12 protein-coding genes are annotated in these 16,784 nt (G+C 70.1%); 1 reads left to right on the top strand and 11 read right to left on the bottom strand.

What is annotated here, in order from left to right:
• Positions 1 to 192: 192 nt before the first annotated feature.
• The 11 genes from ABZ386_RS00165 to ABZ386_RS00115 all read right to left on the bottom strand — a co-directional run bounded on the left by ABZ386_RS00165 (position 193) and on the right by ABZ386_RS00115 (position 15,619).
• On the bottom strand, positions 193 to 2,157 hold the full coding sequence (locus ABZ386_RS00165) for a TIGR03960 family B12-binding radical SAM protein (RefSeq protein WP_351346126.1): 1,965 nt from the start codon (positions 2,155 to 2,157) through the stop codon (positions 193 to 195).
• A 79-nt stretch (positions 2,158 to 2,236) separates the two neighbouring features.
• Positions 2,237 to 3,742: a CYTH and CHAD domain-containing protein gene (locus tag ABZ386_RS00160; RefSeq protein ID WP_358962679.1), complete on the bottom strand. Its 1,506-nt coding sequence runs from the start codon at positions 3,740 to 3,742 to the stop codon at positions 2,237 to 2,239.
• Between the two features lie 56 nt (positions 3,743 to 3,798).
• Positions 3,799 to 5,001 (bottom strand): rod shape-determining protein RodA, encoded by a 1,203-nt coding sequence (gene rodA / locus ABZ386_RS00155; protein ID WP_351346120.1) that lies wholly within the window; start codon positions 4,999 to 5,001, stop codon positions 3,799 to 3,801.
• Positions 4,998 to 7,238: a penicillin-binding protein 2 gene (mrdA, locus tag ABZ386_RS00150; RefSeq protein WP_358962676.1), complete on the bottom strand. Its 2,241-nt coding sequence runs from the start codon at positions 7,236 to 7,238 to the stop codon at positions 4,998 to 5,000. The genes rodA and mrdA overlap by 4 nt, the downstream gene beginning before the upstream one ends.
• A 140-nt stretch (positions 7,239 to 7,378) precedes the next feature.
• Positions 7,379 to 8,053 carry a rod shape-determining protein MreD gene (gene mreD, locus ABZ386_RS00145; RefSeq protein WP_355717228.1) on the bottom strand — a complete coding sequence of 225 codons (675 nt, stop codon included), beginning with the start codon at positions 8,051 to 8,053 and terminating at the stop codon, positions 7,379 to 7,381.
• Between the two features lie 12 nt (positions 8,054 to 8,065).
• Entirely contained in the window at positions 8,066 to 9,013 is a 948-nt protein-coding gene (gene mreC / locus ABZ386_RS00140; RefSeq protein ID WP_114252468.1) for a rod shape-determining protein MreC, read from the bottom strand.
• Between the two features lie 143 nt (positions 9,014 to 9,156).
• Complete coding sequence (locus tag ABZ386_RS00135) at positions 9,157 to 10,176, bottom strand: rod shape-determining protein (RefSeq protein WP_006133575.1); 1,020 nt, start codon at positions 10,174 to 10,176, stop codon at positions 9,157 to 9,159.
• A gap of 265 nt (positions 10,177 to 10,441) precedes the next feature.
• Positions 10,442 to 10,855 (bottom strand): nucleoside-diphosphate kinase, encoded by a 414-nt coding sequence (gene ndk, locus ABZ386_RS00130; RefSeq protein ID WP_114252470.1) that lies wholly within the window; start codon positions 10,853 to 10,855, stop codon positions 10,442 to 10,444.
• A gap of 66 nt (positions 10,856 to 10,921) precedes the next feature.
• A complete protein-coding gene (locus tag ABZ386_RS00125; RefSeq protein WP_351346105.1) occupies positions 10,922 to 11,278 on the bottom strand; it encodes a DUF4233 domain-containing protein in 357 nt (118 codons plus the stop codon).
• Positions 11,279 to 11,284: 6 nt separating this feature from the next.
• Positions 11,285 to 12,808 (bottom strand): folylpolyglutamate synthase/dihydrofolate synthase family protein, encoded by a 1,524-nt coding sequence (locus tag ABZ386_RS00120; RefSeq protein WP_358962673.1) that lies wholly within the window; start codon positions 12,806 to 12,808, stop codon positions 11,285 to 11,287.
• Between the two features lie 186 nt (positions 12,809 to 12,994).
• On the bottom strand, positions 12,995 to 15,619 hold the full coding sequence (locus ABZ386_RS00115) for a valine--tRNA ligase (protein ID WP_358962670.1): 2,625 nt from the start codon (positions 15,617 to 15,619) through the stop codon (positions 12,995 to 12,997).
• Positions 15,620 to 15,757: 138 nt separating this feature from the next.
• On the opposite strand from ABZ386_RS00115, the gene ABZ386_RS00110 reads away from it, so the two are divergent.
• On the top strand, positions 15,758 to 16,729 hold the full coding sequence (locus tag ABZ386_RS00110; protein ID WP_358962667.1) for a hypothetical protein: 972 nt from the start codon (positions 15,758 to 15,760) through the stop codon (positions 16,727 to 16,729).
• Positions 16,730 to 16,784: the final 55 nt, after the last annotated feature.

Below are 16,784 nucleotides of genomic sequence, written 5' to 3'. Positions count from 1 at the left end.
CTGGGGGAACCTGGCCGGGCCGGCCCCCCGGGGGAGCGTCACCGAACCGGCCTCTACAGCGGGTCCCCCGGGGGACCCGCCTCTCACCTCTCGGTCCGCCGCAGGTTCGGCGCGCTGCCGACGGGCCACGGCCGAGCCGGGGACAGCACTGAGCCCCCCTCCGCAGCGGAGGGGGGCTCAGCCGACGTCACCTCAGTGCGCGTGCCCGCTCGGCGCGGGCGCCGCGTTCTTGACGGTCAGGGGCAGGAGTTTCTTGCCCGTCGGGCCGATCTGGATGTGCGTGTCCATCTGCGGGCACACCCCGCAGTCGAAGCACGGCGTCCACCGGCAGTCCTCGACCTCGGTCTCGTCGAGGGCGTCCTGCCAGTCCTCCCAGAGCCAGTCCTTGTCCAGGCCCGAGTCGAGGTGGTCCCAGGGGAGGACCTCCTCGTAGGTGCGCTCGCGGGTGGTGTACCAGTCGACGTCCACGCCGAACGGCTCCAGCGCCTTGTCCGCGCAGGCCATCCAGCGGTCGTACGAGAAGTGCTCGCGCCAGCCGTCGAAGCGGCCGCCGTCGTCGTAGACCGCGCGGATGACCGCGCCGATGCGGCGGTCGCCCCGGGAGAGCAGGCCCTCGACGATGCCGGGCTTGCCGTCGTGGTAGCGGAAGCCGATGGAGCGGCCGTACTTCTTGTCGCCGCGGATCTTGTCGCGGAGCTTGGCCAGGCGGGCGTCGGTCTCCTCGGCGGAGAGCTGCGGTGCCCACTGGAAGGGCGTGTGCGGCTTGGGGACGAAGCCGCCGATCGAGACCGTGCAGCGGATGTCGTTGGACTTCGACACCTCGCGGCCCTTGGCGATGACCTTCGTCGCCATGTCGGCGATCTGCAGGACGTCGTCGTCGGTCTCGGTGGGCAGGCCGCACATGAAGTACAGCTTCACCTGGCGCCAGCCGTTGCCGTACGCCGTCGCGACCGTGCGGATCAGGTCCTCTTCCGAGACCATCTTGTTGATGACCTTGCGGATGCGCTCCGAGCCGCCCTCAGGGGCGAAGGTGAGGCCGGAGCGGCGGCCGTTGCGGGTCAGCTCGTTGGCCAGGTCGATGTTGAAGGCGTCCACGCGGGTCGACGGCAGCGACAGGCCGATCTTGTCGTCCTCGTAGCGGTCCGCGAGGCCCTTGGCGATGTCGCCGATCTCGCTGTGGTCCGCGGAGGACAGCGACAGCAGGCCGACCTCCTCGAAGCCGGTCGCCTTCAGGCCCTGCTCGACCATGTCGCCGATGCCCGTGATGGAGCGCTCGCGGACCGGGCGGGTGATCATGCCGGCCTGGCAGAAGCGGCAGCCGCGCGTGCAGCCGCGGAAGATCTCCACCGACATGCGCTCGTGGACCGTCTCGGCCAGCGGGACCAGCGGCTGCTTGGGGTACGGCCACTCGTCCAGGTCCATCACCGTGTGCTTGGACACGCGCCACGGCACACCGCTGCGGTTCGGTACGACTCGGGCGATACGGCCGTCCGGCAGGTACTCGACGTCGTAGAAGCCGGGGACGTACACCCCGCCCGTCTTCGCCAGGCGGAACAGCAGCTCCTCGCGGCCGCCGGGGCGGCCCTCGGCCTTCCAGGCGCGGACGATCGCGGTGATCTCCAGGACGGCCTGCTCGCCGTCGCCGATCACGGCGCAGTCGATGAAGTCCGCGATGGGCTCGGGGTTGAACGCGGCGTGGCCGCCGGCCAGGACGATCGGGTCGTCCGGGCCGCGGTCCTTGGCCTCCAGCGGGATGCCGGACAGGTCCAGGGCGGCCAGCATGTTCGTGTAGCCCAGCTCCGTGGAGAAGGACAGGCCGAGCACGTCGAACGCCTTCACCGGGCGGTGGCTGTCGACCGTGAACTGGGGGACGCCGTGCTCGCGCATCAGCTCCTCCAGGTCCGGCCACACGCTGTAGGTGCGCTCGGCGAGGACGCCCTGCTGTTCGTTCAGGACCTCGTAGAGGATCTGGACGCCCTGGTTGGGCAGGCCGACCTCGTAGGCGTCCGGGTACATGAGCGCCCAGCGGACATCGCAGGACTCCCAGTCCTTGACCGTGGAGTTGAGCTCTCCGCCGACGTACTGGATCGGCTTCTGCACATGCGGGAGCAGAGCTTCGAGCTGCGGGAACACAGACTCGGCGGCTTCGGCAGGCATCTCACGGAACCTTCGTGTGCTGGCAGGGGTGACCATCCAGACTAACGCGCCCGCGGCACCCCTCCGTACGCCCCGGGGATCACAGGGCCTTCGCCCTGCTGTTGATCCCGTCCCAGAACCCGGGCAGCTCGGCCTCCACGCGCACGGCCCGCTGCTCCTCGCGCTCATGGAGCAGGCCGTAGGTGAAGGCGCTCTCCCCCGCCGCGTGGGCGACGGCGGACAGCTCGCGCAGGGTCTGGCGGGCCATCACGCTGTCCTGGTGCTCGCCGAGGAGGTTCTGCAGCGACTTCATGGACTTGACCATGGTCTTGGCCGGCTTGCCGAGGGCGGGTCGGGCGGCCTCGGCGGCGTAGCGGGTGCGCTTGGCCTTCTTGCGGGCCTCGTGCAGCGCGACGTCCCGGTCGGTGCCGGGTTCCAGCTCCAGGGCCCGCTCGACCAGCCCGGTGACCTTGCGGAAGTCCTTCCGCACGGCCTTGGCGACCGTCTTGCCGGGCTTCTTGCCGGCCGCCTTGCGCAGCGGCGGGTGGGCGATCAGGGCGTCCAGGGTGTCGAGCAGGGCGAGGTAGCGGCGGGAGTCGAGGACGCCGATGAGCCGGCCGCGCGCCCCACCGTGCTCGGCGCTCGACCAGGTGCTCAGCCGCTGCTCGACCGGGCCTCGGACCAGCGCCGCGGGCACCTCGCCGAGGGCCGCCGTCAGCCGCCCGGTCAGCACCTCGCGGTCGCGGTCCAGGCCCAGCTCGCCGGCCAGCCATTTCAGCTCGTCGCCGACCGGGTCGGTGACGGTCCGGTCGAGAACCTCGCCGAACGACTTGAAGGTGCTGCGCAGCCTGCGGGTGGCCACGCGCATGCGGTGCACGGAGTCCTCGACGTCGCGGCGGACAGCCGGGTCGAGTTCGACGATCGCGTCCCGCTGTGCGCGCACGTAGGCGAGCACATGGTCGCCGGCGGTCACCGGGTCCCCCGCGGAGGCGGACGCGCGCCGCTTCCCGGGCGCGGTCTCCGCGAGGGCGCGGGCCAGCTTCGACGGCGACTTCGACGGCCGTACGCCCCCCTTGCGCAGCCGCTTCTCCACCTGGTCGAGGAAGGCCGGGTCACCCCCGTCGGCCAGTTCCACCTCGATCTCGGTCCACTGCGCCTCGCCGCCGTCGGCCGTGAGCCGCGCGGCGTGCACGGCGTCGACGCTGACCTCGGCGAGCAGCCGGCCGCCGGCGTCCACGAGGTGCCGTACGTCCCGGTCGGAGCGGAGCCGGACCAGGGGGAGCAGCTCGCTGTCGCGGACCCGGGAACGGACCAGCCCGGCGAGGTCGTCGGGCAGGGTGTCGGACAGCGGGGCGTGGATCTCGTCGCGGACGCCGGGGGCGACCGGGAACTTCAGGTGCCAGCCCGCGTCGGAGCCGCCGGTGCGGCGGCGCAGGGTGACGGACGACGCGGCGAGGCGTTCGTCGGCGGTGTCGTAGTAGGTGGCGTCGAGGTGGGCGACGCCCTTGTCGACGATGTCCGCCACCCCGGCGACACCGGTCAGGTCCGGAAGCCCGCTGTCCTTCGACTCGTACTTCCGCTCGATCTCACGCTTCGTGTCCGCCATGACCCGAATCTAGTCGGCCCGGCAGCGGGGCGGCAGGGGGCCGCCCCGCCCGATGTTCACGCCGACATCGGTCTCTGCACCCGGATCGACTGCAACAGACCGACCGCTATCCACACGGCGAACATCGACGAACCGCCGTACGACACGAACGGCAGCGGCAGGCCGGTGACCGGCATGATGCCGAGCGTCATGCCGATGTTCTCGAACGTCTGGAAGGCGAACCAGGCGACGATGCCGGCGGCCACGATCGTGCCGTACAGGTCGCTGGTCTCGCGGGCGATCCGGCAGGCCCGCCACAGCACGATGCCGAGCAGCAGGATGATCAGGCCGCCGCCGAGGAAGCCCAGCTCCTCCCCCGCCACCGTGAAGACGAAGTCCGTCTGCTGCTCGGGGACGAACTGCCCGGTGGTCTGCGAGCCGTGGAAGAGGCCGGAGCCGGTCAGCCCGCCGGAGCCGATGGCGATGCGGGCCTGGTTGGTGTTGTAGCCGACGCCGGCCGGGTCGAGCTCGGGGTTGGCGAAGGCGGCGAAGCGGGCGATCTGGTAGTCGTCGAGCACGCCGAGCTGCCAGACGGCGATCGCGCCGGCCGCGCCCGCGCCCAGCAGGCCGAACACCCACCGGTTGGTGGCGCCGGAGGCGAGCAGCACACCGAGCACGATGATGACCATGACCATGACCGACCCGAGGTCGGGCATGAGCATCACGATCAGCATGGGCACGGCGGCCAGGCCCAGCGCCTGCATGACCGTGCGGTGGTCGGGGTACTGCTTGTCGCCCGCGTCGACCCGGGCCGCCAGCAGCATCGCCATGCCCAGGATGATCGTGACCTTCACGAACTCCGAGGGCTGGAGGGAGAAGCCGCCCGGGAGCTTGATCCAGGAGTGGGCGCCGTTGATCGTCGAGCCGAGCGGCGTGAGCACCAGCAGGATCAGCAGCACCGACAGGCCGTACAGGATCGGCACGGCCGTGCGCAGGGCCCGGTGGCCGAGCCAGACCGTGCCGGCCATCAGGGCGAGGCCGATGCCGGTGTTCAGCAGGTGCCGGATGAGGAAGAAGTACGGGTCGCCCTGGTTCAGCTCCGTGCGGTTGCGGGTCGCCGAGTAGACCAGCAGCGTGCCGAGCAGCGACAGGGCCAGCGCCGACAGCAGGATCGGCCAGTCGAGTCGCCGCGTGACCGAGTCACGGGCGAGGAGCCGCATCCAGCCGGTGCGCTCGGGCCCGTACCCGGAGACCTGGAAGCTGTTCACACCGCCGGTCATGTCGGCAACCTCCGGCTTCCCCGCCGGCGCCTTCGGGTGTCACGGTTCTCCGGCGTCGGCGGGGCCGCCGTCGCCGGCTGGAGCGGGTCGGCCGGGGCGTTCGGGTCCTTCTTCTTGGCCTGCTGGTCCTTGGCCGGGTCCTTGGAGATCTTCGGGGAGGCGATGGTGCCGTCCGTCTTGACCTTCGGCAGGGCCTTCTCCGGGGTGGGCAGCAGCGCCTTCTTCGGGTCGATGTCGCCGTCCTCGGAGACGCCGTACAGCGCGTTGTAGATGTTGCGGACGGCGGGGCCCGAGGCGCCGGAGCCCGTGCCGCCCTGGGAGATCGTCATGACGATCGAGTAGTCCTTGGTGTACGTGGCGAACCAGGAGGTCGTCTGCTTGCCGTAGACCTCGGCCGTACCCGTCTTGGCGTGCATCGGGATCTTGTCCTGCGGCCAGCCGCCGAACCTCCAGGCGGCCGTACCGCGGGTGGCGACTCCCGCGAGGGCTTCGTCTATCTCGTTGCGCGTCTTCTGCGTCATGGGCAGCTTGCCGTGCGCCTGCGGCTTGATCGGCGTGACCGTCTTGCCGTCGGCGCTGATGACGGCCTTGCCGACCGAGGGGGTGTACATCGTGCCGCCGTTGGAGATGGCGGCGTAGATGGTGGCCATCTGGATGGGTGTGACGAGCGTGTCGCCCTGGCCGATGGAGTAGTTGACGGAGTCACCGGCGCGCATGCGGTTGCCTTCGAGGCAGTTCTCGTAGGCGATCTTCTCGGCGTAGCTGCCGTTGCGCTTGCCGGTGCGGCACCAGGCGTCCTTGTTGGCCTTCCAGTAGTCCAGCTTCCACTTGCGGTCCGGGACGCGGCCGGTGACCTCGTTGGGCAGGTCGATGCCGGTCTCCTTGCCGAGGCCGAACTGGTGGGCGGTCTTGTAGAACCAGTCGTTGGCGTTCTTCTTCGGCTTCGTGCCGCCGTCCTTCTTCCACTCCTCGTGGGAGAGCCGGTAGAAGACCGTGTCGCAGGAGACCTCCAGGGCGCGGCCGAGGCTGATCGGGCCGTATCCCTTGGACTCGAAGTTCTTGAAGACCTGGCCGCCGATGGAGTACGAGCTGGAGCACTGGTACGGGCCGTTGAAGGAGTAGCCCGCGTTGACCGCGGCGGCCGTCGGGATGACCTTGAAGATGGAGCCTGGCGCCGACTGGCCCTGGATCGCGCGGTTGAGCAGCGGGTAGTTGGACTTCTTGCCGGTGAGCCGCGCGTAGTCCTTGGCGGAGATGCCGCCCACCCAGGCGTTCGGGTCGTACGTCGGGTTGGAGGCCATGGCGACGACGCGGCCGGTCTTGGCCTCCATGACGACGACGGCGCCGGAGTCCGCCTTGTAGTTGGTGCCGGTGTTCCGGTCGTGCTGCTTGCGGGCCTCCTTCATGGCCTCGTTCAGCTGGTACTCGGCGATCCGCTGGACGCGGGCGTCGATGCTGGTGACGAGGTTGTCGCCGGGGTGGGCCGGGTCGGCCTCGGCCTGGCCGATGACGCGGCCGAGGTTGTCCACCTCGTAGCGGGTGACGCCGGCCTTGCCGCGCAGCTGCTTGTCGTACTGGCGCTCCAGGCCCGAGCGGCCGACCTGGTCGGAGCGCAGGTACGGCGAGTTGGTGTTCTGCGCCTGCTTGATCTCCTCGTCGGTGACCGGCGAGAGGTAGCCGAGGACCTGGGCGGTGTTGGCCTTGCCCGGGCTCGGGTAGCGGCGCACGGCCTCCGGCTCGGCGGTGATGCCGGGGAAGTCCTCGGCGCGCTCGCGGATCTGCAGGGCCTGCTTGGGCGTGGCCTCGTCGGTGATGGGGATGGGCTGGTAGGGCGAGCCGTTCCAGCAGGGCTGGGGCGTCTCGGCGTCGCACAGCCGGACCTTCTCCATGACCTCCTTGGGGGTCATGCCCAGGACTCCGGCGAGCTTGGTGAGGACGTCCTTGCCGTCGTCCGGCATCTTCAGCAGGTCGGTGCGGGACGCGGAGACGACCAGTCTGGTCTCGTTGTCGGCGAGGGCCACTCCGCGCGCGTCCAGGATCGAGCCGCGGACGGCCGGCTGGACGACCTGCTGGACGTGGTTCCCGGACGCCTCCTTGGCGTACGCGGCGCCCTCACGGATCTGGAGGTACCACAGGCGTCCGCCCAGGGTGAGGAACAGGGAGAGGACGAGGACCTGGATGACGACGAGCCGGATCTGGACCCGTGGGTTCCGGCCGGTCTCGGGAATGTTGGTCACTGCGGCTGCCTCCCCCTCTCAGTGCGCGTTCGGGTGGGTGATGAAGACGGATGATCGACGGGCGGTGACGAGTGGTGAACGGTCGGCCCACGCCCCGTCGTTCCGACCGGACCGCTCCGTTCGGGTGAACTTCGCCGCGTTCACAGCCGCTTGACCCCCTTGATGCGCCCGGCCCGCGCCATCCGGGCCCGGGCCGCCTTCACCCGCAGGCCGTTGCGCTGGGTGCCGATCCTCAGGCCGGTGCCGCCGGCGAGCCAGCCGGAGGAGATGTCCGTGGCCTTGGCGGCGGCCGACGTGGACTCCGCCAGCGGATCGTTCTCCGCGCGCCGGGCCAGGGCCATCACCCCCGGCACCACGAACGGGGCGAGCAGCAGGTCGTACAGGGCGGCCGTGAACAGCAGGCTGCCCAGGCCCACATGGCGGGCGGCGGTGTCGCCGACAAGGGCGCCGACACCGGCGTACAGCAGGGTCGAGCCGACCGCGGCGGCGACCACCACGACCATCGGGCCGGTGGCGGACTTCAGCTGGCCCGTCTCGGGCTTCACCAGGCCGGCGAGATAGCCGATGACGCACAGCACGAGGGCGTACCGCCCGGCGGCGTGGTCGGCGGGCGGGGCCAGGTCGGCGAGCAGGCCCGCGGCGAAGCCGACGAGGGCGCCGCCGACATGCCCGTACACCAGCGCGAGGCCGAGGACGGTCAGCAGCATCAGGTCGGGCACCGCGCCCGGCAGATGGAGGCGGGCGAGGACGCTCACCTGGATCACCAGGGCGACGACGACCAGGGCGGACGAGAGCAGGATCCGGTTGACGCGCATGGGTGACAGCTCCTACTGCTCTTGCTGGTTCTGGCCGTCTGCGGGCGCCTCGGCGGACGGCGTCACGGTCACCGTCACCGTCGGCCTCGGGGTGGGCTTGGGCTTGGGCGGGAGCACCGTGTCGCGGGGGTCCTTCTTCGGGGCCTCGACGACGACGCCGACGATGTCGAGCTTGGTGAAGCTCGCGTACGGCGTGACGTACAGCGTGCGGGTCAGGCCGCCGCCGGAGGGGTCGACGCGGGAGACCACGCCGACGGGCACGCCGGGCACGAACGGCCGGTCGGCCTGCGAGCCGAAGGTGACGAGGCGGTCGCCCTTCTTCACCTCGGCCTTGCCGTTGAGGAGTTCGACGCGCAGCGGGCGGTCGCCCTGCCCGGAGGCGAAGCCCAGTTCGTCGCTGGCCTCCATGCGCGTGCCGACCGTGAAGTCGGGGTCGCTGGCGAGCAGGACCGTCGCGGTGTTGGGCCCGACCGTGGTGACCCGGCCGACCAGCCCGTCGCCGTTCAGGACGGTCATGTCGCGCTTGATGCCGTCGTTGGCGCCGACGTCGATGGTGATGGTCCAGGAGAAGCCCTGCGCCGCTCCTATGGCGATGACCTCCGCGCCCTTGATGCCGTACTGGCCCTGCCCGGCGACCTTCAGCATCTTGTCGAGCTGCTTGAGGCGGCTGCGGGCGCGGTCGTCGCTGCCGAGCCGCGCCTTCAGGGCCGCGTTCTCCTCCTCCAGCGCGGCGAGCCGGTCGTGCCGTTCGCCGGAGTCACGGATGGCGGAGACCGCGTTGCCGACCGGGTCGACCGCGGCCGACACACCGCTCTCGATCGGGCCGAAGACCGTGGCCGCGGCCTGCCGGGCACCGTCGACGGGCGAATCCTCCCCACCGCGGATGTCCACCGTGATCAAAGCGAACGCGATGGCGATCAGCAGCACCAGGAGCAGCCGGCTCTCTCGTGTGTCCCTCACGTGCGGCGGCCGTGCCTTCCTCATCGGAATTCGGGAAGCCCCAGGGAAAACCGAGGGGCTGCTTTGTGGGAGCTTATGCAGCTGTATCAACGATCCGCCGTACGAGAGGAGATCGTCCCGTACGGCGGAATCGAAGAGTTACGTCATCTGCGCGGCTGGGCGTCCAGCACCTGCTGCAGCGCCTCGAACTCCTCGACGCACTTGCCGGACCCGAGCGCCACGCTGTCCAGGGGGTCCTCGGCGATGTGGATCGGCATCCCGGTCTCCCGGCGCAGCCGCTCGTCCAGGCCCCGCAGCAGCGCTCCGCCGCCGGTCAGAACGATTCCTCGGTCCATGATGTCGCCGGACAGCTCCGGCGGGCACTTGTCGAGGGTCGTCTTGACGGCGTCGACGATGGCGTTGACCGGCTCCTCGATCGCCTTGCGGACTTCGGCCGCGGAGATGACGACGGTCTTCGGCAGCCCGGAGACCAGGTCCCGGCCGCGGATTTCGGTGTGCTCGTCGGTGTCGAGGTCGTACGCCGAACCGATCGTGATCTTGATCTGCTCGGCCGTCCGCTCACCCAGCAGGAGCGAGTACTCCTTCTTGATGTGCTGGATGATCGCGTTGTCCAGTTCGTCGCCCGCCACCCGGATGGACTGGGCGGTGACGATGCCGCCGAGGGAGATGACCGCGACCTCCGTCGTGCCGCCGCCGATGTCGACCACCATGTTGCCCGTGGCCTCGTGGACCGGCAGGCCGGAGCCGATGGCCGCGGCCATGGGCTCCTCGATGATGTGCACCTGGCGGGCGCCGGCCTGGGACGACGCCTCGATGACGGCACGGCGCTCGACGCCCGTGATGCCCGAGGGCACACAGACGACGACCCGCGGACGAGCCAGATACCGCCGCTTGTGGATCTTCAGGATGAAGTAGCGGAGCATCCGCTCGGTGATCTCGAAGTCGGCGATCACGCCGTCCTTCAGCGGACGAACGGCAACGATGTTGCCGGGCGTGCGCCCGATCATCTTCTTCGCTTCGGCGCCGACCGCGAGGATGCCACCGGTGTTGGTGTTGATCGCGACGACGGACGGCTCGTTGAGTACGATCCCGCGACCCCTGACGTACACCAGCGTGTTGGCGGTCCCGAGGTCGACAGCCATGTCACGGCCGATGAACGACATTGAGTTCCCCATCAGGATTCGTCTGGCCTTCCCAGGAGCTTTTGAGGGCTTTTCAGGTAGGCAAAGGTGGGTGCTGTGACGTGAAGGCTTCCATCGTAGACGCGCCTTCGCGAACACTGCGGGAGGGTCTCCGCCATTGTCAGCAGATGCTGTGCGCGTTCGCTTGTGGAGACGGGCGTTCGGGGAGCATCGTTCCCTCGATCGCCACGCATATGCCGGAAAAGTCCGGGAGCCGTACTCCCGGACTTCGCCGGCCCTTCGCCCTTTACGCGCGACCCGGGAAGAAGATCTTCACCTCGCGCTCGGCGGACTCCTCGGAATCCGAGGCGTGGATCAGGTTCTCCCGGACGATCACGCCGTAGTCGCCGCGGATGGAGCCGGGCGCCGCGGCGATCGGGTCGGTCGGCCCGGCCAGCTGGCGCAGCCCCTCGATGACCCGCTCACCCTCGACGATCATCGCCACGACCGGCCCGGAGGCCATGAACTCCACCAGCGGCTCGTAGAAGGGCTTGCCCTTGTGCTCGCCGTAGTGCTGCTCCAGCGTGTCCTGGTCCAGGGTGCGCAGCTCCAGCGCGGTGATCGCCCAGCCCGCCTTGCGCTCGATGCGGCTGATGATCTCGCCGGTCAGGCCACGACGGACGGCGTCGGGCTTGAGGAGGACGAGGGTGCGCTGGCTCACGACGGGCTCCTTATGCGTCAAGGTTGTGCGGGTGGGACGAGATTACCCGGCGTGTCGGGCCGCCTGTTACGCAGCGTCAGGTGTGGAGGAGCCGGCCTGGGCCGCGAATCGCGCCTTCGCCTCGTCCACCTTCCGCCCGTAGTGCACCGACGCCCACCACAGGGCCGCGAAGACCACGCCCAGGAAGAACATCATGGGCACGGCGAAGCCCGACGCGATGAGCGCGATCTGCAGCGCCCAGCCGAGCACCACCCCGCCCGGGCGCGTCACCAGTCCGCACAGCACCAGGCACAGGAACATCGCGACACCGCTGACCGTCCACACGGTCGTCATGGACAGGTCCGGGTCCTTCATGGCGACCAGCCCGGCGAAGCCGATGATGAAGAACTCGCCGATCAGCGTCGAAGAACAGAGCGTACGCACGGGATCTCAGCCCTTCCCCAGGAGCAGTCGGGCCTCGCCGACGGTGATGACGGAACCGGTGACGAGCACGCCGCCGCCCGCGAACTCGCCCTCCTCCTCGGCCAGCGTGATCGCGGCCTCCAGCGCGTCGGGCAGCCGCGGCTCGACCTGGACGCGGTCCTCGCCGAACACCTCGACGGCGATGCCCGCCAGCTCGTCGGCGTCCATCGCGCGGTGGCTGGAGTTCTGCGTGACGACGACCTCGGCGAACACCGGCTCGAACGCCTCCAGCAGCCCCCGCACGTTCTTGTCGCCGCTCGCGCCGACGACACCGATGAGGCGGCTGAACTGGAACGCCTCCCCGATCGCCTCGGCCGCCGCCCGGGCACCCGCCGGGTTGTGGGCGGCGTCGAGCACGACGGTCGGCGACCGGCGCACGACCTCCAGCCGGCCCGGGGAGGCGACGGCGGCGAACGCCTTGCGGACCGTGTCCAGGTCCAGCGGGTCGGGGCGCTGCGCGCCGACGCCGAAGAACGCCTCGACGGCGGCGAGCGCCACGGCCGCGTTGTGCGCCTGGTGCGCGCCGTGCAGCGGCAGGTACACCTCGGTGTACTCGCCGCCGAGGCCGCGCAGCGTCAGCAGCTGCCCGCCGACGGCCACCTGCTGGTCCACGACGCCGAACTCCAGGCCCTCGCGGGCCACGGTCGCGTCCACCTCGACGGCCTTCTTCAGCAGCACCTGCGCCGCCTCGACCGGCTGCTGCGCCAGGATGACGGTGGCGTCCTGCTTGACGATGCCGGCCTTCTCCGTGGCGATCTCGGCGTGCGTGGTGCCGAGCCGGTCGGTGTGGTCGAGGTCGATGGGCGTGACGACGGCGACGTCACCGTCGATCACGTTCGTGGCGTCCCAGGAGCCGCCCATGCCGACCTCGACGACGGCGACGTCCACGGGGGCGTCGGCGAAGGCCGCGTACGCCATGCCGGTGAGCACCTCGAAGAAGGACAGCCGGTACTCCTGCGCGGCGTCGACCATCTCCACGTACGGCTTGATGTCCTGGTACGTCTCGATGAACCGCTCGGGCGAGATGGGGGCGCCGTCCAGGCTGATGCGCTCGGTGATCGACTGCACGTGCGGCGAGGTGTAGCGGCCGGTGCGCAGCTCGAAGGCGCCGAGCAGGGCCTCGATCATGCGGGCCGTGGAGGTCTTGCCGTTGGTGCCGGTGATGTGGATCGACGGGTACGACCGCTGCGGCTCCCCGAGCACGTCCATCAGCGCGGCGATGCGGCTGACGGAGGGCTCCAGCTTGGTCTCGCCCCAGCGGGTGGCGAGCTCCGCCTCGACCTCGCGCAGGGCCTTGTCCACCTCGGGGTCGGCGGGCCGGGTGGGGATGTCGGCCTCCGGGGGGCCGCCCTGGGTGCGCAGGGTTCGGCTGCCGGCTTCGATGACCGCGAGGTCGGGGTCGCGGGTGGTTTCCTCGGCGATGATCTCGTCGAAGGTGTTGAGGGGGTCGGGCTGGTCGTCGGCGTTGTGGTCTGGAGGGAGCTCGCTCACGGGGCCAGTCTACGGAGCGGGGGTGACAAAGGTCGGGGGTGGTTTGTGTCGTCGCGTGTGTGCGGGTTCGTCGTGGCTTGTCGCGCCCACGCGGCGGAGCCGCACATCGATACAGCCCCGCGCCCCTGAACCGCGTGAAGGCCCCGGCGCTGACAAGCACCGGGGCCTTCACGACCGTACGAACCTCTACGCCTGCGGCAGCCTCTCCAGCTGGGCCTGGATGCGGGCGATGTCCTCCTCCGCCTTGGTGAGGCGGGTGCGGATCTTGTCCACAACGTGGTCGGGGGCCTTCGACAGGAACGCCTCGTTGCCGAGCTTGGCGTTCGCCTGGGCCTTCTCCTTCTCGGCCGCGGCGAGGTCCTTCGCGAGGCGCTTGCGCTCGGCCGCCACGTCGATCGTGCCGGAGAGGTCGAGGGCGACCTCGGCACCGGCCACCGGGAGGGTCGCCGTCGCCGTGAAGCCGTCGCCCTCCGGCTGGAGACGGAGCAGCTGGCGGATGGCTGCCTCGTGGGGCGCGAACCGCGTGCCGTCCAGGGTCAGCCGGGCCGGGACCCGCTGGCCGGGCTGGAGGCCCTGGTCGGCGCGGAAGCGGCGGACCTCGGTGATGACCAACTGGAGCGACTCGATCTCGCGCTCGGCGTCGGCGTCGCGGAAGCCACTATCCTTCGGCCACTCGGCGATGACGACCGACTCACCGCCGGTCAGCGTCGTCCACAGCGTCTCCGTGACGAACGGGACCACCGGGTGCAGCAGCTTCAGCGTGACGTCGAGGACCTCGCCGAGGACGCGCTTGCTGACCTCGGCCGCCTCGCCGCCCGCCTGGAACGTCGTCTTGGACAGCTCGACGTACCAGTCGAAGACCTCGTCCCACGCGAAGTGGAACAGGGAGTCGGACAGCTTCGCGAACTGGTAGTCGTCGTAGTACGCGTCGACTTCGGCGACGACCGAGTTCAGGCGGGAGAGGATCCAGCGGTCCGTCGCGGACATCTTCGACGGGTCCGGCAGGGGGCCGTCGACCGTCGCGCCGTTCATCAGCGCGAAGCGCGTCGCGTTCCAGATCTTGTTGGCGAAGTTGCGGGAGCCCTGGACCCAGTCCTCGCCGATGGGGACGTCGACGCCGGGGTTGGCGCCGCGGGCGAGGGTGAAGCGCAGGGCGTCGCTGCCGTACTTGTCCATCCAGTCCAGCGGGTTGACCGCGTTCCCGAAGGACTTCGACATCTTCTTGCCGAACTGGTCGCGGACCATGCCGTGCAGGGCGATGGTGTGGAACGGCGGGGTGCCGTCCATCGCGTACAGGCCGAACATCATCATCCGGGCGACCCAGAAGAAGAGGATGTCGTAGCCCGTGACCAGGACGGAGTTCGGGTAGAACTTCGCGAGCGACTCGGTCTGCTCGGGCCAGCCCAGCGTGGAGAAGGGCCACAGGCCGGAGGAGAACCAGGTGTCGAGGACGTCGGTGTCCTGCCGCCAGCCCTCGCCGCTCGGCGGCTCCGCGTCGGGGCCGACGCAGACGACCTCGCCGTTCGGGCCGTACCAGACCGGGATGCGGTGGCCCCACCACAGCTGGCGCGAGATGCACCAGTCGTGGAGGTTGTCGACCCAGTCGAAGTAGCGCTTCTCCATCTCCTGCGGGTGGATCTTGACGCGCCCGTCGCGGACGGCGTCACCGGCCGCCTTGGCCAGCGGGCCGACCTTGACCCACCACTGCATGGACAGGCGCGGCTCGATGGTGGTCTTGCAGCGCGAGCAGTGGCCGACGGAGTGGACGTAGGGCCGCTTCTCGGCGACGATCCGCCCTTCGGCGCGCAGGGCCGCGACGATCGCCGACCGCGCTTCCAGCCGGTCCAGGCCCTGGAAGGGGCCGTGGGCGGTGATCACGGCGTGCTCGTCCATGATCGTCAGGGCCGGGAGGTCGTGGCGCTGGCCGATCTCGAAGTCGTTCGGGTCGTGCGCCGGGGTGACCTTGACGGCACCCGTGCCGAACTTCGGGTCGACGTGCTCGTCCGCGACGACGGGGATGGAGCGGTCGGTCAGCGGCAGCTTGACCAGCTTGCCGACCAGGTGCTTGTAGCGCTCGTCCTCGGGGTGGACAGCGACGGCGGTGTCACCGAGCATCGTCTCGGCGCGGGTGGTGGCGACGACGATGGTGTCGTCCCCGTCGCCGTACTTCATGGAGACGAGCTCGCCGTCGTCGTCCTGGTACTCGACCTCGATGTCGGAGATCGCCGTCAGGCACCGGGGGCACCAGTTGATGATGCGCTCGGCGCGGTAGATCAGCTCGTCGTCGTAGAGCCGCTTGAAGATGGTCTGGACGGCCTGCGAGAGGCCCTCGTCCATCGTGAAGCGCTCGCGCGACCAGGCGACGCCGTCGCCCAACCGCCGCATCTGGCCGCTGATCTGCCCGCCGGACTCGCCCTTCCACTGCCAGACCCGCTCGACGAAGGCCTCACGCCCCAGGTCGTGCCGGGACTTGCCCTCCTTCGCCAGCTCCCGCTCGACGACGTTCTGCGTGGCGATACCGGCGTGGTCCATGCCGGGCTGCCACAGCGTCTCGAAGCCCTGCATCCGCTTACGGCGGGTCAGGGCGTCGATGAGGGTGTGCTCGAAGGCGTGCCCGAGGTGCAGGCTGCCCGTGACGTTCGGCGGCGGGATGACGATGGTGTACGGCGGCTTGTCGCTCTTCTCGTCCGCCTCGAAGTAACCCCGCTCTACCCAGCGCTCGTACAGCGGCCCCTCCACGTCGGCCGGCGCGTACTGGGTCGGCAGGTCGGTGCTGGGCGCTGGTGGCTGCTGCTGAGCGTTCTCGGTCACGGGGGTCAGTTTAGAGGTGTCACGACCCCGTCCCGAAACGCGTTTGGTTTGTAACGGCGGGGGCCCCGCTGCCATGCACACGGCGGGTCTGCGCCAGGATGTCCGGAACACATAAGCATCTGGAGGGGAACCCAGAACATGAGTTACAACCAGCCGGGCCCGTACGGCGGGCAGCCCCAGCAGCCCGGACCGTACGGCCAGCCGGGTCCGTACGGCCAGCCGCCGCAGGCGCCCCAGCCCGGCTACGGCTACCCCCAGCAGGCCCCTCCGCCCCAGCCGGGTTACGGCGTCCCGCAGCAGCCCCCTCAGGGTGTCCCGCCGCAGCCGGGGCCCTACGGCCAGCAGCCCCCGTACGGCCAGCAGCCGCAGCCGCCCTACGGCCAGGCCCCTTACGGCATGCCGCCGCAGCCCCCGGCCCCGGGCGGCGGCAAGAAGAAGACCGGCATCATCATCGGCGCCGTGGCCCTCGTGGCGGCGATCGGTGTCGGCGCGTACTTCGTGATCGGCGGGGGTGGCGGCGCGGGCTCCCTGGAGGACGACGGGCCGCACAAGCTGGCCACGCCGGCGAAGGTGCTGAGCGAGTACAACCGCGTCACGAAGGACGGGGCGACCGCCGGCGACGAGTCCGCCAAGGAGTTGGAGAAGAGCGGCGTCAAGAACGGCAAGTCGGTGCTGGGCTCCTACTCCACCGTGGATCCCACCAAGTACGACCCCTCCGACCCGTCCTCGGCCGCCACGCTGGCGACGGCCAGGAGCGTGCAGTTCTTCGGCGTCTACGGTGAGGTCTCCGACCCGGAGGCGGCCCTGGACACCTTCTTCGCCAACTTCAAGAAGTCGGCCGAGGAGGACTCCTCCAGCAGCGGCGGCGGCAAGACCGAGCTGATCGGCGAGCCCGAGGAGGCCGACCTCGACGGCGCGGTCATGAAGTGCCAGGCGCTCAAGGGCCAGAACGTGATGACCAAGAAGGAGCAGACCAACTGGTTCTGCGCCTGGGCCGACTACAGCACGATCGCCGTTGTCTCCTCGGGTGACGCCACCAAGGAGACCACAAAGGACGCGGCTGTCGACATCACCACCAAGCTCCGCCCGGAGATCCGCGTCAAGGCCTGATCAGGCTCGACCGACAAGAGGAAGGGCCCCGGTCGGCGACCGGGGCCCTTCCTTC

Origin of the sequence: Streptomyces sp. NPDC006140, from assembly GCF_040628815.1 — a bacterium.
GTDB lineage: Bacteria > Actinomycetota > Actinomycetes > Streptomycetales > Streptomycetaceae > Streptomyces.
The sequence above is the reverse complement of the archived record's forward strand: the minus strand, read 5'-3'. Positions and strand labels throughout refer to the sequence as shown.